Here is a 22,733-nt window from a genome sequence, read left to right on the forward strand (position 1 = left end):
ATAAATTGAGCGTGCGCCGGCGACCGCCCGACTACTCGGCCGCCATTTCGGTAAATGGCCGGGCCGCCGGCAACGAACCGCCCACGCCGCGGAGCACCTTGCCCGGATGCGCGCCGGTCGTGACCGAATCTTCGTGCGTGATCTCGCCGTTGACGATCGTGAAGCGGATACCGCGAGGGATCACGGCTCGCGCCCAGTCGCCGCCGGGAAGGTCGACCAAACGACCATACTTTTCGTGATCGAAGCTCAGCTTCTCAAAGTCGTAGATGACGATGTCGGCGGCCTTGCCCTCCTGCAGAAGGCCGCGATCGCTGAGGCCGAACAGCCGCGCCGGCTTGGCCGCCAGCATGTGATGCGCTTCTTCGATCGTGAACCGCTTCTCGTCGCGCACCAGCCACGTCAGGAAGTCGGTCGGGAAATAGCCGCCGCAGAAGAATTTGGTATGGGCGCCGCCGTCCGATGCGCCGATGACCATGCGCGGATGACGGAAGATCTCTTCATAGTAGTCCGGGTTGGGATCGTTCGACTTGGGGCGAAACTCCGCCTCCAGGTTCGTCGCCGCCACGATGTCGAAAAACGTGTCGATGACGGTCTGGCCCGATTCGGCGGCGATCGCCCGCACCGTCTTTCCGACGTTGCGCTCGAGCTGCGGCGCCCCGGGCACCGCGATGAGACGCATGTCCTCCAGAGACCCCGCGGCCCAGCCCATCTCTTCTTCGTTGTAGACTTCCTTCATGCGGCGACGAAAGTCGGGATCCTTCGCAAGCCGGAGCTTGCCGTCCAAACCGGCCGATGAATACTCGCGGAAGATCGGCACGCTGTCCCAGGCGTTGTATTCGGCGACGCGCATCTGTATCCACGTCCGGATCGAAAACGCCTGCGAATAGACCTGCAGCCCCTTGGCCGCGCAGTCGTCGAGCCAGCGCATCACGCTGCGATGGAAAACCGGCCCCGCCGGATCGACGCTCGTCATATTGTGGATGATCGGCCGTTCCGCGCGGCGCGCGAGCTCCTCGAGGAATTCCCGTTCCTTGACCGATTTGGAAAGATCCATGCCTTGGATTTCGATCAGGGCTTGGACGCTTCCCTCGCCGCGCTCCCGCAAAACGTCCGCGAGGTTGTAGGCTTCCTCGAAGGCCATCACGTCCGCGGGCATCGCCGTGAAGTCGTAGTCGACATGCGAGTTGCCTTCCGCGCCGAGGTGCGAGAAGGAAAAGCCGCTGGCGCCCGCATCCATCGCTTCGTGAAGAATGTCGCGCATCTGCTTGCGCTCGGCGGCTGTCGCGGGGCGTCGCTTCGCCTCGTCCGCGCCCACCACGTAGGAGAGCAGCGGATTCATCGGCAGATAGGTGGCGATGTTGATGCCTTTGGGCAGGGACCGGAGATAATCCAGCCACTCGGGGAACGTCTCCCAGCTCCACGGCAGGGCTTTCTTCATCACCGCGTACGGCACCTGCTCGGTATTTTCCATCATCCGCATATAGCGCTCATGCGCCTCGTCGGTGCGCTTGCAGGGAGCAAAGCCGAAGCCGCAGATTCCGACGACGGACGAGGTCACGCCGTGCCAGCCGGAGCTGCGGCAGTAGGGATCCCACGCCAGTTGGGCGTCGTAATGCGAATGGATGTCGATCGATCCCGGCGCCACGATGAGCCCGGCGGCATCGATCCTTTTCGCAGCCGCCGCGCGCGAGAGATTTCCGATCTTGCCGATCCGGCCGTTCGCGATTCCGATATCGGCCGTGAACCTCGGCGCGCCGCTGCCGTCGACAACCGTGCCACCCTGGATGATGAGATCGAATTCCATGACTATCGCCTCCCAAAGGCTTTTTATCGGTGATTATATGAAATATACATTCTTCTGATAGAACGGTCAACCATCGCCGCACCATGCGATCGGCATCGTTCGCGACCTGACGACCGCTGCGGAGCCCGCCTTTCCGAGCTGCGAACAATCGGCGTGAACAGTGACATCGCCGACGCGGATTCGCGGCGTCCAACAAAAGGAAAGGCCGCCCAAGGGCGGCCCAAGTTAGGGAGCGTCTCGAAGCGCCTCGGCGATCGAAAATCCGCGAAGGCGGGCACAGGAGTGCGCAACTCCAAGACATGATGATTTCTACAAGGAGAATATATGTTTTACAAGTCGAATATCAGCCGACGTGCGACGAGAAGATCTCGCGGCTGATGATCTGTTTCATCACCTCGATCGCGCCGCCCGCGATTTTCGCAACTCGCGCGTCGACAAAAGCCCGCGCGATCGGCAGTTCGAAAACGTATCCGAACCCGCCAAAGAACTGCAGGCATTCGTCGGCGACGCGACATTGCAGATTGGCCGCCACCATCTTGACCTGCGCGGCATCGACCGCCGAAAGTTCGCCTGCCATGAATACGGCGACACAGCGATCGACGAAGGCCCGCGTGCACGACGTATCGGCGGTCAGCTCGGCCAGTTTGAACTGCGTGTTTTGAAAGTCCGCCAGCGTATGCCCGAACGCCTTGCGCTGCTTGGTGTAGTCGATCGTCCAATCGATGATCGCCTCGGCCGCGCGCACGCTCCGAATTGCCTGCACGAGACGCTCCTGAACGAGCTTGGACATCAGCATTCCAAAGCCCGCGCCTTCCCGGCCCAGCAAGTTGCGCGCCGGTGCTCTCACCGCGTCGAAAAACAGCTCGGACGTGTCCTGCGCGTGCAAGCCCAACTTTTCGAGCTTGCGCCCCCTTTTGAATCCCGGCTGATCGGTCTCCACCACGATCAGAGATACGCCCTTCGCGCCCTTGTCAGGATCCGTCTTGCACGCAACCACCACCAAATCGGCGTTGTGGCCGTTCGAGATATAGAGCTTTTGCCCGCTGATCTCGTACTCGTCATTCTTCTCAAGCCGGGCGCGCGTCTTGATCGACTTCAGATCGCTGCCGGCATCCGGTTCGGTGAGTGCGATCGCCCCGATCATCTCGCCGCTCACCATCCGGGGAAGATACAAGCGCTTCGCCGTCTCGGAGCCGAAATTCATCAGATAGGCCGCGGCCATCTCGGAGTGCACCATGAATCCGGAGCCCGGGCCCGACACGCCGGCCCTTGCCAGCTCCTCGATCACGACGACGTTGTGAAGCCAATCGGCGCCGGCGCCCCCATATTCTTCCGGGACGTTGCAGCAAAGCAGGCCATGCCCGCCGGCTTCGCGCCAGACGCTCCTTGGCACGATCCCGTCTCGCTCCCACTGGCGGTGATGCGGCACCAGGGACGTTTCGACGAAGCGACGCACGCTGGCGCGGAATATCTCATGGCTTTCGGAGAACAGCGTTCTGGGAATCAATTTCGGATCTCCAACAACCAGGACGGCGCCTTCGCCGCGCCTAGAACGGGTCCCAGGCAAAGACGTCGGAAGAACGGTCCAATTTGTACATCGACGGGCGCAGAGCCGGTAACGCCGTTTCGATGCAGGTCTCCGGGGTCCATCCGTCACTGGTCTGGGTTGTCCGGAGCGGACGCGGCTGCGTGAAGAGCACGATCTCGTTCTTTCGCACGCCAAAAATCTGGCCCGTCACGTCTTTCGCCGCGTCGGCCATCAGGCTGACGGCGAATGGCGCGATCTTTTCGGCCGACATCTGCTGAAGCACATTCAGACGCCGCCGGTTTTCCTCCGTGTCGGCCGGAATCGTGCCGGTCATCCGCGTGAAGGCGAAGGGCGCGATACAGTTCGACCGAACGTTGAAGCGGGACATGTCGAGCGCGATGCACTTGGAAAGGCCGGCGACGCCCATCTTTGCCGCGCCGTAATTGACCTGCCCGAAATTTCCGATCAGCCCGGATGTCGAGGTCATATGCACAAAGCAGCCGCTCGCCTGTTCCTTGAAGACGTTCGCGGCGGCCCGCGAAACGTAGAAATAGCCGGCCAGGTTGACGTCCACGACGGTCTGCCAATCGGACTCTTCCATCTTGTGAAACATTTTATCGCGCAGCACGCCGGCGTTGTTGACGACGACGTCGATTCGACCGAACGCCTTAATCGCATCGGCAACGATGCGCTGAGCCGTATCCCAGGAGGCGATGCTATAAAAACTCGCCACCGCCTCGCCGCCGTCCGCACGTATCTCGGCGACGACTTTTTCCGCCGGCGTGGTATCGGAGCCTTCGCCGAACGGCGATGCGCCCAGGTCGTTTACGACCACCTTCGCGCCTCTGCTCGCGGCCAACTTTGCGATGCCCGCGCCGATGCCCTGACCCGCTCCCGTCACCAGAACCACCTTGCCGGTCAGCAAATTGCCAGTCATGAACCCCTCGCCAATTAAAGCCGATGCCAATTCGACGTTCAGGCCGACCGCCGCGGCAGGCGCACTCTGCCGGCGCCCACCACCGACAACTCGCCGTCCTGATTGCGGGCCTCCTGCGACACCTCGACGATGGACTCTCCGCCGACGATGTTCTTTTTGGTGACGCGGCCGCTTATGAGAAGGGTGTCGCCCTCCGGATTGTGGCGACGGATCTGCGTCTTCGACGCGCGAACGAACCCGTCATCGCCGCACCAGTTGGTCAGATGATGCAGCATCCACGACGTTCTCTCGGGACCATAATCGTAGGCGCCCGGCGCACCGACTTCGAGCGCGAAATCGTTTTCCCAATGCACGCGCTCGGGGCAGTCGGGCACGCCGAATTTGTTCTTGATGCCGATTCCCGGATGCTTGTCGATGAGGCGCCAAGCCAGCTTGTTCGCCCGTATGTAGAGGCCGCCCCAGCCCTGCGCATAGGCGATGAACCCCGTGACGGTCATTGGACCTTTGACGACGGTCGGGAGTTCGTCTCCCACATTCACGTCTTCGAACCAACGCGGCCGTGGGCCCTGGACGTGCTCATTCTCGTACTTGCCGTAGATCTCCGCCAATTCGGCGTCCGAATAGACCTTGTGGCCCCTGCTCTTCACTTCCGAGTATTTTGTACCGCTTTCGCGCGCGGCATCGCGCTCGGTGCGGAAGACCCAACTGTCCGCCGCCGCCAGCTTCTCGCCGTTCTGGTTGGAGAATTCCACGTGATAGATCTGCTGGACCGCGCGGCCGGCAAATCGAGTCTGGTGCTCGATGAGATCCTTCAGATACGCCTCGGAATGGATGACATCGTTTCGGCGGATCGGACGAAACCACTCCCATTCCGCGCCCGCCCACATGGCGTGGACGCCGGGCAAGCCGCCGCAATAGCCGCTTACGATGCGATTGCATGCGAAGAGAAACGACGGCGGCGCGATGATGCCGCTGTGCTGCGTCTGCTCCGCGTATTCAGGATCGCACCAAAGCGGGTTGTCGTCGCCGATGCCGTGCGCGTAGTGGCGGATGTTGTCCCTCGTCGCCTCGTAGCACCAAGGCTCCACGGTGTCGGTGATCTTGGCGCCGATCCGGCGACGCAAATCGGCCAACCCTTCGTCGGTAATCTTCGGAAAAGTCCGTTGCTCCGCGGTCTGTGTCGCAATCGCCATTGAAAGTCCCGTCACAAGCTTGAATGCCTCGGCTACTAGCTGCTAAGGGTCCGTATCGGCGTTGTCAATATCGTATGAGCGTTCTATATAGGCAATATCGCGGCCGCCGGACGGGAAATCGGGAAGATGCATTTGGAACGCTTGACTCAAAAGGTCTTCCCCGACGTGCTTCAAGCCTATACCGCCAAGGACGTCATGCTGTACGCGGTAGGCGTGGGCGCCGGCGCCGATCCGACGGACCGAGGCGAGCTCAAATACGTCTACGAGCGCGACCTGGCGCCAATCCCCACGATCGCCTCCGTGCTCGCCTATCCGGGTTTTTGGCTTCAAGACCCGGCGCTGGAGATCGATTGGCTGAGGCTCCTTCACGGCGAGCAAAGCATCGAGGTTCATCGCCCCTTGAAGGCGGAGGGGAGCGTAAAGGGGCAATTTCGGGTCATCGGCGTCGAGGACAAGGGCAAGGATCGCGGCGCGACGATTTTCTTCGAGAAGCGGATCGTCGACGCCCAGACCGAACTGCCGATTTGCACCGTCCGGTCGACCTATTTCCTAAGATCGGATGGCGGCTGCGGCAGTTTTGGCGAGCGCCTGACGCCGCCCAGCGCACTCGGCGACGCGCTCGACAAAACGGTCGTTCTGCCGACGCTTCCGCGCCAGGCCATCCTATATCGTCTCAACGGCGACTATAATCCGATCCATATCGATCCGGCGGCGGCGGCGAAAGCCGGCTTCGATCGGCCCATTCTTCATGGGCTCTGCACCATGGGATTCGCCTGCCGGGGACTTATCAATGCCGTCTGCGATGGCGAGCCGTCGAGGGTCAGGTCGATGTTTGTCCGCTTCAGCCAGCCGGTCTTGCCGGGGGAAACGATCCAGCTCGAGTTCAGCGAGGCGCCCGGCGGGGTTCGTTTTCGTGCGCGAGTCCTGGAGCGGAATATCGTGTGCCTCGACCGTGGCGAATTTTCGTTCGCCTAAAGAGGTCGGTGCGGCTTAAGGCTTGCCGTTCGTCGACGGCCATCGCAAACCGCGAACCGTTTCTCCCCTATCCCACGGGTCGAAGCCGCGTGCGACCGAGTATGCGCTCTCTTATCGCTAGTGGAGGCCAAGCACCGACACGGCTGCTACGCCCAAATAAGGAACGCCTCCGAGATTGTGGGTGAGACCGAGGCTGACGTTTTTGAGTTGGCGCTCCCCGGCCCGGCCGAGCAATTGGTTGTAGACCTCGTACATCATCCGGATGCCGGAGGCGCCGATGGGATGTCCGAAGCATTTCAGACCGCCGTCGATCTGACATGGCAGGCTGCCGTCCCGGTCGAACTTTCCATCCAGTACATCCGCCACAGCGCGTCCCTCCTCGGAAAGGAAGAGATCTTCCATCGTGACCAGTTCGGTGATCGAGAAACAGTCGTGCACTTCGACCAGGCCAAGCTGCGCTTTGGGGTCGCGGATGCCCGCCTCTGCATAAGCCCGCCTCGCGGCATTCCTCGTGTTGCGCACATGGCTGCCGTCCCAGTCATTGGCGCTCGATTCCCTGCCGCTCGAAACCGACAGCTGCACTGCTTTCAGGGTAACCAGCTCCTTCTTGCCGAGACTGCGCGCGATCTCGGGAGTCGTGACGATGGCGGCGGCCGCGCCGTCCGAAACGCCGCAACAGTCGAACAAGCCCAGGGGCTCGGCGATCATCGGCGCATTCAAAATTGTGTCCATAGGGACCGCTTTTCGAAGATGGGCTTTCGGCGAGTGGACGCCGTTTTGGTGGCTCTTCCAGGAGACGTGCGCGAGTGCGCGTTTGAGGTCGTCCCTGGGGAAGCCGTATCTGGCCCGATACCCGCTTGCCAGTTGCGCGAACCCGGCCGGCGCCGAAGCCATCGGCAGCCACATATCGTTGAACGTCCCTTTTGTCTGGACGGGCAAACCGCCATAGCCGGTGTCCTTGAGCTTTTCGACGCCTACCGCGAGCGCGATATCCACCGCCCCCGAAGCGACCGCATAGGCGGCGCTCCGCACCGCTTCCGTTCCCGTCGCGCACATATTCTCCAGCCGGCTGACGGGAATGCCGTCGAGCCGAAGCGCGGTTGCCGCGGGGATCGCCGAGTTCCCCACATTTATCCGATCGAAACAGCAGCCATACCAGGCCGCCTCGATCTGGGCCCGTTCGACGCCGGCGTCTTGGAGCGCTTCGTCGAAGGCTTCCGCCATCAGGAGATCGCTGCCCGTATCCCAACGCTCGCCGAACACCGAGCATCCCATGCCCAGAATAGCGACCTTGTCCTTGATCCCCGTGGCCATCTTCATCTCCTAGGCGGTCGGCGCGGCTTTCCAGAAATACCGGATGTAGCCGCGCTGCTTGTCCCGCTCCTTTATTCGAAAGCGAAACGTCAGCGGCATCCCTACGGCCAACGTTTCCGGATTGACGTCGACGAACTCCATCAGCACGCGGGCGCCGTTGTCGAACTGGGCGAAGCCGACATAGAGCGGCGGCGACGGATGATAAGTGAGACTATCCGCGGTGTAGGTGAGGATTTTGGCCGCCTCATCCGCGAGCGGCACGGGCCGAAAGTCCTTCGAGGACGCGGCGCAATTCACGCAAAAAGCGAGTTGCGGGAATTGAACGGCCCCGCAGGAGCCACATTTGCCCGCCTCAAATCCATATATCTGTTCGGCGGAGCGATACTGCTCCGTGAGCGCCGTCTTGGTGTCGCGTTCGGCGCGCATGCCCCAGTCCGGATCGATCTCTTCATATGAGGACGCCATGCGAAGATAGGAACTGTCGACAACGCCGGCCTTCAGAGTGTCGGCGAGCGAACGCGGCGGACGCCCTTCGCCCAATCGTTCGGTCGCGCGCAGGATAACCACCTCCCCGCCTTCGGAAAAGCTTGCGACGACGAGAACGTCCCCGGGCGCCGCCTTGTCCAGGGCATCGGTCAGCATCAATAGCGGATGGGCAGCGCCCGTGAAGCCACAATTGTCGAACAACGGATCCGCTATCGCCTCCGGCGGAATCCCCAACGCCCGCGCCACCGGTGCGGCGGCCCCCGCGGACACAGTGGAAAAGACGAATTTCGCGACCTGAGAAGGCTTTACGTGCGCCTTGGCCAATGCCTCCCGTATGACGGCGACGCCAAGCTTCAGATAACCCTCATCGCGAACCCAACGCTCCTCCCAACCATAGTCATGATTGTTTTCGGTGGCGCGGAAGCGCTCAATGAAGAGCGCCGACCGGGATGCATAGCCGATGAATTCGGCGGCAATGTTCTTGTCCGAGACCAGGAAGGCGGCCGCGCCAGCGCCGTATTGCATTTCCTGTGCGCTGGCGGGCCTCGCGCGAAGTCTCTCGCTGGCAATGACGAGATTCTGTCGACCGGGAGAGCCGAAGGCATTGGCAAGACCCGCGAGCCCCGCCCGGTGGGAGCCGCCCAAATCCAACACCTCGAGCTCGGGTGCCAATCCCAACGCGATTGCCGACGTGATGGCGGCAGATACATCGGCAAACGACGATGTCGTGGTGCAGAAGGCGAGCCGCTCTGTTGACGCGCGCGTCCGGCTTCCCAGACAGAGACGCGCGGCTTCGACACCCATTGTCGTGGCATCTTCGTCCCAGTTGCAATAAGCGCGCTGGCCTTTCGCCAGCGATGCCAAGGACGACCCCATCCAAGCATGCGCATCTCTGATCGAGGTTCTTGCTAGTCTGCGGCGAGGTACATAGGCGCCCCACGCTGAAATGCCGACCGACATAGATGGCCCTTCGTTGCTGTCAGTCCCACTAGACGTCCGCCGCCGTTATTGTCAATATGAAAAAATTGATCTACTAAAGAAATGACACCATGACGTTGCCAGGATGATCGTTTCCGCCGCCGTAGCGCGCACACCAGACGGCGATTTTTCCATCGAACGCCTGGAGATCGATGCGCCCAGAGACGACGAGATCCTCGTTCGCGTGGCCGCGGTCGGTATTTGCCACACCGATATCGTCTTTAAAACACGCGAAGCGATCGCTTTGCCCGCGGTCTTCGGCCACGAAGCAGCGGGGACCATCATGGCGACCGGCTCGGCGGTCTCGGCCGCGTTCTCGGTTGGCGATCACGTCGCTCTCACATTTCGCTCGTGCGGCACGTGCGATCGATGCGTCGCTGGGAGCCCTGCTTATTGCCGTTCCATGCCGCAGCTGAACTACGCCGGCCGAAGGCCGGACGGCTCCATGGCCCTCCACGCCGCACAATCCGACGTGGCCAGCAATTTCTTCGGCCAATCGTCTTTCGCCACGCATTGCCTGGCCTATGAGAGAAATGTCGTAAAGATTCCGGCCGACTTGCCGTTGGAGCTCATGGGTCCGCTGGGATGCGGGGTTCAGACAGGCTTCGGCGCCGTACGGCGCTCTCTGGCGTGCCCCGCGGGTTCGTCGATCCTGATCCTAGGCTGCGGACCGGTCGGACTTAGCGCGGTGATGGCCGCAGCGATCCAAGGTTGCAGCCCCATCATCGTGCTGGAACCCTTTCGGCAAAGGCGCGAACTGGCCCTCGAACTGGGAGCGACCCATGCGCTGGGCCCGGCATATACGGACGATCTGGGGCGCGCGATCAAGGCGATCCACGGCACCGGCGTCGACTTCGTCCTGGACACGACAGGTTCGCCGTCGCTTATCGAGCGAGCCTTGCAGACACTTGGATCCCAAGCCACGCTCGGCCTGGTCGGCATCTTTCCGCGCGGAGCGACTCTGCCCGGCGAACTCAACAACCTCATAACCTTCGGACATAGCATCAAGGGAATCATTGAGGGCGACAGCGACCCGAGCATCTCCATCCCCGAAATGATCTCCTTCTATCGCGAGGGCAGACTGCCGATCGACAGGCTCGTCCGGACCTATCCGTTCAACGACATCAACCGTGCCGTTGCCGATCAGGCGCGCGGCGACTGCATCAAAGCAGTGCTATTGATGGACTAGCTAAAATGTCGGCCGACACCACCGAATTCCAAGCGCTCGCGGCATTCTGCAAATCCATCAGCCCGAAAGGCCGGGCAATGACCGCCCAGGACGTCACCGACGCCGCCGGCGCGCTCGTGATGCGATACGAGCAGCACGCCTATTGGATAGCGGTCAGCTGGGGAATGAGCCTGCTGCACGCCGACGACACGGATGGCTTTCACGACTGGCAGAAGGTCGCCCTGAACGTGGCAACGATGCAAATGCAATATTCTCAGGGGTGCGGCGACCTTAAATCGGGTTGACGCGAACCTGCCTTAAGGCGCCGGCCGCGCGTCAGAGGTCCAGCGCCGACTTCGCCAATATGTTCCGCTGTATTTCGGAAGAGCCGGCGTAGATCGTACCGGCCCGCTCGTTGAAATATCGGACGCCGGCTGTCCATGAATGTTCCGGGCCGACTGGAGCATTCGCGGCCAGCCCGGTGAGATATGGAAGAACCGGTCCACCCGGTCGCGTCGCGCAAGGCTGATGCGTAGCCGAATAGTATGCCATGACCGAAACCGTCAGCTCCGTCAGCACCTGCGCCAATTCGGTTCCCAGGAGCTTTTGCAGCGAAGACCCGTGTCCCGGCGACTGCCCCCGACTCAGCGCCGACATCACTCTCAGCTCGGTGAGTTCCAAAGCTTCGACCTCAACTTCCAATGCGGCAAGCCTTTGCGCAAACCAGGGTTCGTCCGAAAGCCTATGACCCGAGCCATCCGGCTCGGAGCCCGCAATGGCCTTGAGGGTCTTTAGCCGCGCCCGCAAACTTGGCCCAAACGTCGAGCCGCCTCGTTCGAACTCCAGGAGATATTTGGCCACCGTCCAACCGCCGTCGATCTCGCCAACCACGTTCGCTTTCGGCACGCGGACATTTGCGAAATGGACCCTATTTTGAATGTGTTCACCGGTCAGCGACCATATCGGTTCTACCGCGATCCCATCGGTATCCATGTCCACGAGAAGAAACGTGATTCCGTTCTGGACTTTCGGTCCGCGCGAGGTGCGCACCAGGCAAAACATCTTGTTTGCGTATTGCGCATGCGTCGTCCAAATTTTCTCGCCGGTGCAGATCAGCGAGTCGCCGTCCGGCTCCGCCTTCATCTGCAAACTCGCCAAGTCGGATCCGGCTCCGGGTTCGGAATACCCCTGACACCAAAAATCCTGCCCGGAAATAATCCGCGGAAGATTTGCGCTCTTCTGCTCGGCTGTGCCGAATCGAATGATCGCGGGCCCGCACATTTTGACTCCCATGGCGGAGATGGGAGGCGCGCCGGCCTGCGCCAGCTCAGCCGCAAAGATGTAGCGACGAACAACGGACCAGCCGCAGCCGCCATATTCCCGAGGCCAGGCCGGCGCCACCCATCCCCTTTCGTAGAGCCTTGCGTGCCAACTGCGCATGAGCTCGACGTCCGCATAGACGCTCGTCATCCGCGCCGTCTTGTCTCGAATTTCCCGGCTGAGATTTTGTTCCAGGAATTGACGCACCTCGTCCCGAAAGGCCTCATCCTCCTTCGAAAGCGCGAGATCCATCAAATTCCCCGGAGTTGTTGCGCGTTCGCGCGTGCCGTGGCCGGGCTGTGGCCGGCACGGCCTCGACCGCCTATGCCCCGATGGCGGCTCTTGCCAATTCGGAGGGGGGCGCAGCCGGCGAAGCCTTTTCCCGGTCGCGCAAGATCTTTCGATTGATCTTTCCTGCCGGCGTCTTCGGCAATTCGTCGGTTATCACGATCTGCCGAGGATATTCATGCTGGCTGAGATGCTTGCGGGTAAAATCCTGAAGCTCCTTTATGAATTCCGCGCTTGTGGCTCGCTTTGCCACGACGAACGCCTTCACGATCTGGCCTCTCGTGCTGTCCGGCACGCCGATGACGGCAGCTTCGCGCACATCGTCATGCTTCATCAGGACATTTTCGATTTCGGCGGCACTCATCGTCCAGCCGGCGGAGATTATGACGTCGTCCGCCCGGCCCGCGTGAAAGAAATATCCGTCGCTATCGACGGTCGAGAGATCCTTGGTCGAAAGCCACGTTCCGCGGCGCTCGAGGAAGAGTTCGCCGACCTCGTTGCAAGGCGACGGCGTACCCTGCGCCGTGCGGACCTCGAGCCGGATGCCCGGTACCGGCTTGCCCAACGATCCCCGTTTCACTTCGAAATCGTCGGCTCCGGGATAGTTCACCAGCACCACGCCGATTTCCGTCGTGCCATACATGCTGCACGCCAGGATGCCGAACGTGTTCTCCACGAAGTCCAATGTGGAGCTGTCTATGGGTTCGCCGGTATAGGAAATCTTTTCGAGGACGAATTCCGACGGATCGAGCGATCCGGCGAGCTTCATCATACGATAGTGTGTCGCGGCGGCCGAAAGATTGGTGACCCGAAATTCCTTCAGCGCGGACACCAGGTTGCTCGCGTCGAACTTTCCCGAAAGCGTGCCCGTTGTCACGCCCAAGGCGAGCGGCGCCAGCGTTCCATGCCAAAGGCCATGCCCCCACGCGGGCGATGACGGGCAGAAGAAGGCGTCGCCCGGCCGAATCCCGCTCCCGTACAGCGCCGCCGCCATCAGCACCACCAAGGAGCCGTGCGAATGCGCGACCGCCGCCGGCAATTCGCGCGTGGTGCCCGACGTGTATTGAAGAATGGCCGTATCTGCCGCCCTGGTGCCGCTATCGTAACTGGCAGGAAAACGGTCAAGCGAACGCAGAAACTCCGTATCGGCCTCCACGACTTCGACGTCGGTCGCTTCCCGCGCCATTTGGGCCTTCTCCGGCGCGACGATCAAAAGCCTCGGGCGGCAGTCGTCGACACGAAGCCGAAGCCCATCGGGACCGAAGAGCGTGAAGAGCGGAACGCCGATCGCACCTGCCCGCATCGTGCCAAAAAGGCTTATATAAAAGGCCTCGGACGGATCCAGCATGAAGGCCACCCGATCGCCCGCACGGATGCCTTTGTCCGCAAGCCAATGCGAAAATTGCGCGGACCGCGTCATCAACCGCGAATACGTCAAGTGGTCGCGCCTGCCGTCGCTGTACGCAATTCTCACGGCCACGCGCGAGTCATCGTTCGCGTGGCGGTCGATACATTCCTTTGTAATATTGAATGTTTCCTTGGTACCATCGAACAGTTTCCAGACGGCAGCCTTCGAGTAATACTTCTGGGCATCTGCGTAGCTTGTGAAATCGGTAAGCCGGGGCATTCGCTTCGTTCTCCAAACCAATGATACAGCCTAACATATGCGTTGCATAAGAGGAATAGTCATTTCATAAATAGAATTTGTCTTTCGATAGATAAAATGGCAAACCTTCGTGATCGGATCTGGACCAGGAGCTATGAATGGCCGGCACGGCTAAAGCCGATGTTGCTAACGCGCACGACGACGATCAGGCCGAAGGCAGCAACCGCGCCCCGGCCGTCTCTCGCGCGGCAAGCGTGTTGCGGTTGCTCGCAAGCCAGCGGACGGGCTTGGGCGTGAGCGAAATCGCGCGTCGCGTCGGCCTGGTGCCCAGCACATGTTTTCACGTCCTGCGGGCACTTGTCGACGAAGGGTTTATCTCCTTCGATTCTGAAAAGAAGACCTACCGGACCGGCGTGGGTCTTCTGACGCTGGTGCGCGACGCGATGGCCAGCAGCCAATATCCCCGGGTTGTTCAGCCGGCATTGGAGGAATTGTCCGCGAAGCACCGGGTCACGGCTGTTGCCGTCGAGCTGGATAGCCGCGAACGTATGGTCGTGGTTGGGATCGCCCGTTCGGACACATTCGTAAGCCTGCATGTGAATGTCGGAAGCCGCTTTCCTGCATTCATCAGCGCGACCGGACGCTGCGTGGCGGCTGCGTCCGGACTGTCGCGGGCAGAACTGAAAAAGCGATTTGACAGGCTGCACTGGGAACGCGCACCGAACTTCGAAGACTGGTACTCCGAGGTGGAGCGCGCCCGTCGCGAGGGCGTGGCCACCGATCGAAGCAACTACATTCGCGGCATCGTCATCATGTCGACATTGCTTCCGCAGGGTCCGGACAAAGCCGTGCGAGGAATTGCCATCATCGGCTTCGAGCACAATATGTCGGAAAAAATGCTGGCGCCCCTCCGAAAGGACCTTCTCGAAGCGGCACGGTCGACGGCCGCTCTCTTGCACTAGGACCTGCCCGGTTCGCATCCAACGCGCAACGGCGGCGAGTAGATCGCCGTCCACGGGCCGCCGCTGTTGCCGCCGTCCCTTATCGAACTATGTTCGCGGCCAACGTCCTATCGAGCACTTCTCCATAAGGCGGTCGCGTGCCGGCCATCCCCGCCAGGTCCTGCAATGTCTGCCGATACACGGTGCGTGCGTGGCTGAAGGTTCGAAAGCCGTCTTCGCCGTGGTAAACGCCCATGCCGGAAGGCCCGATCCCTCCAAAAGGCAGCTCTTCGTGTGCGACGTGCTGCAGGACGTCATTTATCGTGACGCCGCCCGACGTCGTATTTTGGAGCACCAATTCTTCTTCAGCCGCGTCGCCGCCAAAATAATATAGGCCGAGCGGCCGGGGCCTCTCATTGACATAGCTGATGGCCTCTTCGACGTTCCTATATGTGAGGATCGGCAGGATCGGTCCGAAAATCTCCTCCCGCATCACTCTCATCTCGTCGTTCACGTTGCAGAGCAACGTCAACGGTCGCTTGATGCCGGCAGTACGGTCCTGATTTCCGCCATTCACATCGATGACCTCGGCGCCTTTTGCGCGCGCGTCGGCAACCAGCCCGTCCAATCTCGCCCGATGGCGGTCATTGATGATCGCCGCGTAGTCCTTGTTGGCTTCGGCGGAAGGATACGTATTGGCGACGGAGACCTTTATCGCATCGACGATATCGTCCCGCGCCTCCTCCGAAACCAGCACATAGTCCGGCGCCAGACAGATCTGGCCGGCGTTGAGCATCTTGCCGAGGACGATCCGATCCGCCGCCTGGTGCAGATCCGCCGACCGGCCGATGATGACCGGAGACTTGCCTCCCAGCTCGAGCGTCACGGGAACCAGATTTTCGGCGGCGGCGCGCAGGACGTGCCGTCCTATTTCGGTCGCACCCGTGAAGAGCAGATGGTCGAACGGCAGTCCGGCGAACGCCCGGCCAACCTCGGGGCCGCCGGGAAATACCGCAAGTTCGTCCTTGTCGAACGCCGACGCCACAAGCTCGCGCAGCAGCTCCGACGTCGCGGGCGTGAACTCCGAGGGCTTTATCATCGCGCGATTGCCGGCGGCGAATATCCCGGCCAAGGGCGCGAGCGCCAGGCTGACGGGAAAATTCCACGGACTGATATTTCCCACGACACCTTTCGGCTGATGGCGGACATAACCCTTCGCGCCCAGGGCGGGGTACGGCGCGGAGAGATCCCTGACATCGTCGCGCATCCAGCGATCCAGATTTTCCCGCGCATGCTTAAGGGCCTTGAGCGCGGAGGCGATGTCGGCGAAGCGCGACATCGTTACAGGCCGGTATCCGAAATCGTCCGACATCGCATCGCAGAGGCGACGCTCGTGCGATACGAGCATGTCGATGACGCGCCGAATTCGATCCTTGCGCGTTGCGGCCGCGACCGGCCCTTCGGCCATAAAAGCCCGTCGCTGCGCGACAAGCACGTCTCGCATCTGTTCCACGGTTGCCTCTGCGATCACTTATGCCGCCCCGATATGTGTGTTGTTGCCATGCGCCGTAGCGCGCACGCTTCCAGCAGACCCCGTGTGCCGCCTCGAAAATTCGCGGCGCGTCGCCCGCCGTTATTGCAGTTATCGTATATCCATTCTACAGAACGAATGTCAATCGCCACGGCGCGAATCCGATTTCGCAGCTCCGCCGTGCCGGTTTGCAGTCACAAGGGAGGCAACGAAATGGACATCAATCTTCGCGACCGCGTCGCACTGGTCACCGGCGGCGGCCGCGGCATCGGGCGCGCTATCGCCTTGTCGTTGGCGAAAGCCGGTGCATCCGTGGCGGTCAACTATCGCCGCGACAAGGACTCGGCGGCGGAGGTCATTGCCGCGATCGCCAAGCTCGACCGGAAAGCGAAAAGCTACTGCGCTTCCGTCGAAGACCTCGCGGATGACGCCCGGATGGTCGCCGATGTCGTACGGGATTTTGGCCATATCGACATCCTTGTCAACAATGCCGGCATCGCCAGCCGCGGCCATACCGTCGCCGACACCGATCCGGAAGAAATGGAACGCGTGATCCGCGTTCATGCCATCGCGCCGTACTATTTGAGCAAGCTGGCACTGCCGCATATGCGCAAGCGGGCGCGCGGCGACATCGTCATGATCTCCAGCATCGCGACCTTGAAGAATTCGGCCAACGGCGCGCCCTATAACATGGCGAAGGCCGCCATGGAGGCGCTCGCACTGACGCTCGCCAAGGAGGAGCGCGGGCACAATATTCGCACCAATATCGTCGCGCCGAGCCTGACCGTGACGGAAATGGGTTCTCGCCTCGCAAAGGCGACAAGCGGGATATCCGACATCGCACAATTGAACGCCAAGTCCCCGTTCGGACGCGTAAGCGTCCCCGACGACGTCGCGTCGGTCGTTACCTTCCTGGTTTCCGAAGCGAGCGCGTATGTGAACGGGCAGAAGATCAATATCGACGGCGGCGGGACGTAGGCTCGGCCGGCTCTTCGTCCGCATCCTTTTGAGCGGACACGGGTGGGAGTTTTTCGACCTTGACGGGCACGCCGTTCAGCCAGGACATATAGCTGAGCGGCTCGAACGACCCCGCCCCGACCGGCACCAACGCGTTGTAGTTCGCGCCCGGATTTTCGAGCGCGACTTGCAATCCATACGACCTTTTGTTGCCGAATCCATGGCTCATGGCCACCACGCCCGGCCGCAAATCATCGTTGATGAAGATCTGCGTTTCGATTGAGCCGAATTCCGTGAAGACCCGAACGGGATCGCCATTGTGCAGCGCTCTCGCCGAAGCGTCGGACTCGCACATGTTCAAGGGGTTTTGCGCGTGCTTGCCGCGGCGAAACTTTTCGGAATTGGCGAACCACGAATTGTGCATATAGGGCGTCCGCAAGGACACCAGCTTGAGCGTGTCGGCCGGCTCCTGTTCCAATTCCGAAAAGATGGCATGGCATCGCTCGAAAAGCCCGACCGCTTCGAACGACGGGGGACAGCAATCGATTTTCCCGTCGGAATGCTGGAGACACCATTCGTAAACGATATCCCGACGTTCCTTGGGAAAGACGACCGTGTGCCGGTCCTGTTTGCGGAGTTTCTCGATCGACAATTCTCTTGCCGCCAGCAGGCTGTCGAGCAGTTTCGAGCTGTCGGGCTGGTCGTCGAGCGGCGATGGCACTCCGATGACCTGCGCGAGCCGTGCCAATATCCACCATTCGTTCCGGCGTCCCGCCGCCGGCGGCGTCATGGCATCGGTATATTGCACAAAGGGAATCGGCTGCATGCCGCTTCCCAGAAGATTGATGTCCGCGCGTTCGAGCCAATCCGTGGCCGGCAGAACGAAATCGGAAATTTCGGCCGTTGCGCTCCGGTAAATGTCCACGGTTATCATGGTGTCCAGAGTCTCGCAGGCGCGGCGCATGCGGTCTTCGCCGCCGACGGAGAGGAGCGGATTGCCGCCGACGGTTATGAGGGCGCGGATGTCCCCGTTCTCGATCAAATCCGCGAGCAGGACGGCCGGAAGAAGCGAGTAGCCCACGGGATCGGGCAGAAACAGAGGACCGAGCGAGGTCTCGATCGTTTGGAGCGCCGACGCCGGCGGAAAGTGATTGATCAGACCGGTCGGTTTATATGCGCCGCCGTCCCGACCCAGGTTCCCTGTCGTGAAATTCATCATTTCGGCGAGCCAATAGCTGAGCGTGCCTTGGCGGCTCTGGCTGACGCCCGTCGAGACGAAGGCCACCGCCGATTTCGCGGCCACGAACTCCGCGGCCACTTCCCGTATCTGCTCCGCCGCCAGTCCCGTGACCCGCGCCGCCTTCTCCGGCGGATATTTGGCGATGAAGCGTTTGAGCGCGTCGAGGTTTTTTCCGTATTTCGACAACACCCCGTCGTCGAACCCGTTCATCGCCTCGATCTCGTTCAAGACGGCCGCCAGGAAATAGACGTCCGTTCCGGGCTTGATGAGCAGCGTGGGACCGGTTTCGCAGGTCGATGACTCGACCTTCCGGGGATTGACGAACCTGACCTTGCCGCCGCGCGCGTGAATTTCCTTCACCACATCGTAGTTGTTCGGAGCGGACATGGTGGTCCAGCGAGAGACCTTGGGATTGGAGCCAAGGCACAGCAGATAATGCGTGTTGTAGAAATCCGGCGTCATCAGGCAGCTGGACGAGCCATATATCTCTTGAGTCGCGCTTACCTTGGACGCCGCGTCCTGCGTGTTGGCGCCAAAGCGCATCTTCGTATCGATTCGATCCTGGAATTCGCCGATCTGCGCCAGCCCCGCCGCGTTGAACGCCGCGGCGTTGCCGAAGTAGAACGCCACGCTGTTCGGCCCATATGTCTTCCTCAGCGCCTTCAACCGACGTCCGATTTCCGACAGAGCGCTGTCCCAGTCGGTTTCGACGAATTCACCTCTTGCCTCACGTCGCGGGTTCGTCCGTTTTTGCGGCCAATTGAGCCGATCCGGATCGTTGTGAATCTCGAGAAAGGACAGCCCCTTATGGCAAGCGACGCCGCCGCAAGGATGCCCAAGATCGGGGCTCAGATGAACCAGCGTCTCGTTATCGTCGAATTCGGCGACCAGCGGACAGGCGGGTTCGCAAATGCGGCAGAATGTGTATTTCTGATGAGCCACGGGAACTACCCTCTCTTCCGCACGCAAAGTCACGGTTCGGAAAATGCGCAGGCCAGTTGCATGTCGCGATCCGTTATCTTGCGGCGGGGGCGGCCCTGGGCTCGGCCGCTCTCCCGCTCCGCATGGTCGACGGCCAGCCAGCCGCCCAGATCGACCACCGATGCGCCTCGCGCCTCGATGCGCGAAAGGACGGCGTCCTTGGTCAGGCCTTTTTGGGTCAGGCGCCCGGCGTCCCAATCTTCGAAAAGATGCCCGATTGTCTCGGAGGCGCACTTCTTGTTGCTTCCGATGATTCCCCGGCAGCCCCGCTTTATCCAGCCTGTCACATAGACCCCGGCGCGCACGCCGCCGTCGTCCATGACGCGGCCCTCGCAATTGCGGATCACCCCGCGTCTGTCGTCGAACGGCAGTCCCGGAAAGGGCAGACCCCGATAACCGATCGCACGAAATATCAGGCCGGTATCCAGAAATTCCTCCCGCCCCGCCGCTTGGGCGTGAAGCCCGTCTCGCCCGCGTACCAGCGCATTGCGCATCGTCAGAAGCCGCTGGACCTTTTCCGTGCCCAGAATCTCCAACGGAGAGGTCAGAAAGCGAAGCACGATGCGTTTCGGGCGGTTGCCGGGAGGTCGCGAGCGGATCCGGTTCAATGTCTCTATTTTGCGCTGCGTCTGCCAGTCGAGATCGCGCAGAACGACTTCGGAACGATCGGGAGGTTCGCCACTCTCCACGACGATGTCGACCTCGTGAAGATGCTCGAGTTCCTCGAGTTCGGGATTGTTGAACGCCGCCTGGAATTGCCCCCGCCGGCCCAGCACCACGACCTCCTTGACGGCGCTGGCGCGCAAGGCATCCAGCGCATGGTCGGCGATATCGGTTTTTTCCAGGGTTCGGACCGGCGCGGTGAGAATGCGCGCGACGTCGAGCGCGACGTTTCCGTTGCCGACAACGACCGCGCGGTCGCACGACAGATCGAATTTGAGATGGGCGTAGTCGGGATGGCCATTGTAGAAGCCCACGAATTCGCGCGCCGACCAGCAGCCCGGCAGCTCCTCGCCCGGGATGCCCATGCGATTATCGCCGGTCGCGCCTACGGCATAGACGACGGCGCCGTACCATTCGACGATTTCGGCATGGGAGATCGCATGTCCGATCTCCACATTGCCGATGAACCGGACGCGGGCGTTTCTCAAATAGAAATCGAACTGGCGGTCTATGACGAGCTTCTTTTCCGGATGGTCCGGTGCCACGCCGGCTCTCACCAATCCCCACGGCGTGGCCAGCCGCTCGAAGAGATCAATCTCGATATTGAGGTCCCGGCGCTCCAGCAATTGCGCGGCGGCGTAGAGACCGGCCGGTCCGGCACCGACGATCGCAACCCGAAATGCCGGAGCGGTGCTCATCTCAACGCGCCTCGAAATATCGTCGATTGATTTTGGCGTAGTGCCTCCACTTTGCAGGCAGGCAGCCCTCCTCAAAAATCGCGAGCACGGGGCAGACGTCGACGCACGCGCCGCAATTTACGCAAACGTCAGGGTTGATGAACATCTGCTCGGCATCGTCGAAGCCTTCGTCGGTCGGCCCGGGGTGAATGCAATCCACGGGGCAGACCTCGACGCAGGAATAGTCCGCTATGCAAGGTGCCGCGATCACATACGCCAATTTACGCCTCTCAATTGCCTAGAGAGCCAGGGAGCTTACGTTGCGTTCTTGCCTTGGTCCGACCGGTCGCCTTCGGCGTCTCGCTCCATAGGCGCGCGTTTCCTGCGGCCGGAGGGGCTTCTTGTTTTTATAAAATAGATATTTCTCAGGCGCAATGGCGCCGCGGATCCCAATCCGAGCGCTCGTTTCGCCCCGTTCGGGTCCGGACAAGGCGGTCTATCCGTCCAACACGGTGGGAGATGTTTGCGCCGGTATCCGAACCCCTCTCGCGGACAATCGTCGGCAAGGACGAACCGAGGAAAGCCGCGGCCAACTTCAAGTTGAATCCGTCATTTACTTCGGATTTTCAAGTCGCCGAATTCTTTCGAGCGGGCTTCATTTCGAACTGTTTTGGAACAGCTTGTCTGCGATTGTCGAGGCGGCAGCCCGATCTGGAAGTCTCGGTGTCGCATTCCGATAGATCGCTCCGACTCGTCGCAAGGATCGTCGCGGCCTATGTCCGCAGCAATGCCCTTACGGCCGAGGACCTGGAGCCGCTGATAAAAAGCGTCCATGCCTCGCTGAGAGCGCTTGGCGCCCCGCCGAAATCCGATGCGACGGCCGACCAGGCGCGCGCGATCCTCATCCGGAAATCCGTCACCAAGGATTTCATCATCTGCCTGGAGGACGGCAAGAAGCTGCGAAGGCTCAAACGCTATCTGCGATCGCGGTATCAGCTCACGCCCGAGGCGTATCGCGCGAAATGGGGGCTGCCGCCGGACTATCCGATGGTCGCGCAGAGCTATGCCGCGCTTCGCTCGCAATACGCCAAGAAGGCCGGATTGGGACGCGTCGCCGAGCCGGCGCGGCGAAGGCGAAAGGCCTGACGGCGGACGCGGGACAACCGCCTGCGGCCGGCGGCGGCGTCTCGGCAGCCCGGCCGTATCTCAAAAAGAAGGATGCCGGCGAAAGTCGCAACGTCCGCCGGCATCCCAATAGTTCACCCACCAGAACCTTGTTCTATGTCCGATGGCGGTTAGCGGAACAGCGACAGGATCGTCTGCGGCGCCTGGTTGGCGATCGACAGAGCCTGGACGCCGAGCTGCTGCTTGACCTGCAAGGACTGCAGCAGGGCGCTTTCCTGCGCCATGTTCGCGTCGACGAGGTTGCCGATGCCGGTCGTCAGCGTGTCGGACAGCTTCTGCGCGAAGGTCGCCTGGATCGAGAACTTCTTCGCGCCGGCGGAGAGCTTGGCGAGAGCGGAGTTCACGTTGGTGAGCGACGCCTGGATGGTGGCGACCAGCGTCGAGGCCTTGGTCTGGGTCGAGATCGTGTTGGTCGACCGGAGCGTGACGATCGTGCCCGACAGCGCCATCTTCTGCGCCGAGGTCGTGATGCGGCGCGAACCGTCGGCCGAGGACAGTGCCGTGATCTGGGTCGTCGAGCCGTCGACCAGGTTGGTGCCGTTGAACGAGGCGTTCTTCACGATCGTGGTGATCTGATCGCGGAGCGCGACGAAGTCCTGGTTCAGGGCCTGGCGGCTGGCGGTATCCAGCGAGGAGTCCGCGGCGCTGAGCGCCTTGGCCTTGAGCTGGATCAGGAGGTCGGAGATCGACTGACCGGCGGACAGGGCGACATCGACCGCCGAGGTGGCGCGGTTGAGGCTGTCGGTCACCGCGGCGTAGCCGGCGACGGCGCCACGCTGGTTCTGCGCGATGGCGTAGGTCGAACCGTCGTCGCGGGCGGAGGCCACTTTGAGGCCGCTGTTGATGGCGCCTTGGGCGGTGTTCAACTGCGACTGCGTGGCGTTGAGGTATTGCAGGGCAACAAGGGCGCCTGTGTTCGTATTGACGCTGAAAGACATGACTTCCCCCTTTCTGGTTGGGA

19 protein-coding genes are annotated in these 22,733 nt (G+C 61.5%); 6 read left to right on the forward strand and 13 right to left on the reverse strand.

What is annotated here, in order from left to right; genetic code table 11:
• Positions 1 to 31: 31 nt before the first annotated feature.
• The 4 genes from WDN01_09870 to WDN01_09885 form a co-directional block, all read right to left on the reverse strand.
• A complete protein-coding gene (locus WDN01_09870) occupies positions 32 to 1,804 on the reverse strand; it encodes an amidohydrolase family protein (protein ID MEJ0026322.1) in 1,773 nt (590 codons plus the stop codon).
• Between the two features lie 343 nt (positions 1,805 to 2,147).
• Positions 2,148 to 3,311, reverse strand: a complete 1,164-nt coding sequence (locus WDN01_09875; protein MEJ0026323.1) for an acyl-CoA dehydrogenase family protein — start codon at positions 3,309 to 3,311, stop codon at positions 2,148 to 2,150.
• Between the two features lie 40 nt (positions 3,312 to 3,351).
• Entirely contained in the window at positions 3,352 to 4,257 is a 906-nt protein-coding gene (locus WDN01_09880; protein MEJ0026324.1) for an SDR family NAD(P)-dependent oxidoreductase, read from the reverse strand.
• A 50-nt stretch (positions 4,258 to 4,307) separates the two neighbouring features.
• Positions 4,308 to 5,393 (reverse strand): MaoC family dehydratase N-terminal domain-containing protein, encoded by a 1,086-nt coding sequence (locus WDN01_09885; GenBank protein MEJ0026325.1) that lies wholly within the window; start codon positions 5,391 to 5,393, stop codon positions 4,308 to 4,310.
• Between the two features lie 195 nt (positions 5,394 to 5,588).
• Here WDN01_09885 and WDN01_09890 point away from each other — a divergent pair, with 195 nt between their 5' ends.
• Positions 5,589 to 6,437 (forward strand): MaoC/PaaZ C-terminal domain-containing protein, encoded by an 849-nt coding sequence (locus WDN01_09890; protein MEJ0026326.1) that lies wholly within the window; start codon positions 5,589 to 5,591, stop codon positions 6,435 to 6,437.
• A gap of 117 nt (positions 6,438 to 6,554) precedes the next feature.
• Here the strand turns inward: WDN01_09890 and WDN01_09895 are convergent, their stop codons facing one another.
• Entirely contained in the window at positions 6,555 to 7,751 is a 1,197-nt protein-coding gene (locus WDN01_09895; protein ID MEJ0026327.1) for an acetyl-CoA acetyltransferase, read from the reverse strand.
• A 9-nt stretch (positions 7,752 to 7,760) separates the two neighbouring features.
• Positions 7,761 to 9,101, reverse strand: coding sequence for a 3-oxoacyl-[acyl-carrier-protein] synthase III C-terminal domain-containing protein (locus WDN01_09900; protein MEJ0026328.1), 1,341 nt, complete (start codon positions 9,099 to 9,101; stop codon positions 7,761 to 7,763).
• 199 nt (positions 9,102 to 9,300) lie between these two features.
• Between WDN01_09900 and WDN01_09905 the strand changes: the two genes are divergently transcribed.
• A complete protein-coding gene (locus WDN01_09905) occupies positions 9,301 to 10,404 on the forward strand; it encodes an NAD(P)-dependent alcohol dehydrogenase (protein MEJ0026329.1) in 1,104 nt (367 codons plus the stop codon).
• Positions 10,405 to 10,409: 5 nt separating this feature from the next.
• Positions 10,410 to 10,688, forward strand: coding sequence for a hypothetical protein (locus tag WDN01_09910; protein ID MEJ0026330.1), 279 nt, complete (start codon positions 10,410 to 10,412; stop codon positions 10,686 to 10,688).
• A 31-nt stretch (positions 10,689 to 10,719) separates the two neighbouring features.
• Here WDN01_09910 and WDN01_09915 read toward each other — a convergent pair whose 3' ends face one another.
• Positions 10,720 to 11,955 carry an acyl-CoA dehydrogenase family protein gene (locus WDN01_09915; protein ID MEJ0026331.1) on the reverse strand — a complete coding sequence of 412 codons (1,236 nt, stop codon included), beginning with the start codon at positions 11,953 to 11,955 and terminating at the stop codon, positions 10,720 to 10,722.
• 70 nt (positions 11,956 to 12,025) lie between these two features.
• Positions 12,026 to 13,618 (reverse strand): acyl-CoA synthetase, encoded by a 1,593-nt coding sequence (locus WDN01_09920; protein MEJ0026332.1) that lies wholly within the window; start codon positions 13,616 to 13,618, stop codon positions 12,026 to 12,028.
• A 137-nt stretch (positions 13,619 to 13,755) separates the two neighbouring features.
• On the opposite strand from WDN01_09920, the gene WDN01_09925 reads away from it, so the two are divergent.
• Positions 13,756 to 14,559, forward strand: coding sequence for an IclR family transcriptional regulator (locus WDN01_09925; protein ID MEJ0026333.1), 804 nt, complete (start codon positions 13,756 to 13,758; stop codon positions 14,557 to 14,559).
• 79 nt (positions 14,560 to 14,638) lie between these two features.
• Here WDN01_09925 and WDN01_09930 read toward each other — a convergent pair whose 3' ends face one another.
• Positions 14,639 to 16,069 carry a coniferyl aldehyde dehydrogenase gene (locus WDN01_09930; protein MEJ0026334.1) on the reverse strand — a complete coding sequence of 477 codons (1,431 nt, stop codon included), beginning with the start codon at positions 16,067 to 16,069 and terminating at the stop codon, positions 14,639 to 14,641.
• A 30-nt stretch (positions 16,070 to 16,099) separates the two neighbouring features.
• Here WDN01_09930 and WDN01_09935 point away from each other — a divergent pair, with 30 nt between their 5' ends.
• Entirely contained in the window at positions 16,100 to 17,047 is a 948-nt protein-coding gene (locus WDN01_09935) for an SDR family oxidoreductase (protein ID MEJ0026335.1), read from the forward strand.
• On the opposite strand, the gene WDN01_09940 is transcribed toward WDN01_09935, so the two are convergent.
• From WDN01_09940 to WDN01_09950, 3 genes are read right to left on the reverse strand one after another with little or no spacing between them, the layout of a single operon-like run.
• Positions 17,022 to 19,235: a molybdopterin-dependent oxidoreductase gene (locus WDN01_09940; GenBank protein MEJ0026336.1), complete on the reverse strand. Its 2,214-nt coding sequence runs from the start codon at positions 19,233 to 19,235 to the stop codon at positions 17,022 to 17,024. The two genes, WDN01_09935 and WDN01_09940, sit on opposite strands and share 26 nt — an antisense overlap.
• A 2-nt stretch (positions 19,236 to 19,237) precedes the next feature.
• On the reverse strand, positions 19,238 to 20,608 hold the full coding sequence (locus tag WDN01_09945) for an FAD-dependent oxidoreductase (GenBank protein MEJ0026337.1): 1,371 nt from the start codon (positions 20,606 to 20,608) through the stop codon (positions 19,238 to 19,240).
• 1 nt (position 20,609) lies between these two features.
• On the reverse strand, positions 20,610 to 20,858 hold the full coding sequence (locus WDN01_09950) for a ferredoxin family protein (protein ID MEJ0026338.1): 249 nt from the start codon (positions 20,856 to 20,858) through the stop codon (positions 20,610 to 20,612).
• A 452-nt stretch (positions 20,859 to 21,310) separates the two neighbouring features.
• Between WDN01_09950 and WDN01_09955 the strand changes: the two genes are divergently transcribed.
• Complete coding sequence (locus WDN01_09955; GenBank protein ID MEJ0026339.1) at positions 21,311 to 21,733, forward strand: MucR family transcriptional regulator; 423 nt, start codon at positions 21,311 to 21,313, stop codon at positions 21,731 to 21,733.
• A 149-nt stretch (positions 21,734 to 21,882) separates the two neighbouring features.
• On the opposite strand, the gene WDN01_09960 is transcribed toward WDN01_09955, so the two are convergent.
• Entirely contained in the window at positions 21,883 to 22,710 is an 828-nt protein-coding gene (locus WDN01_09960; protein MEJ0026340.1) for a flagellin, read from the reverse strand.
• Positions 22,711 to 22,733 lie beyond the last annotated feature (23 nt).

The sequence above is a fragment of the Rhizomicrobium sp. genome, from assembly GCA_037200985.1.
In the GTDB taxonomy this organism is placed as follows: Bacteria; Pseudomonadota; Alphaproteobacteria; order Micropepsales; family Micropepsaceae; genus Rhizomicrobium.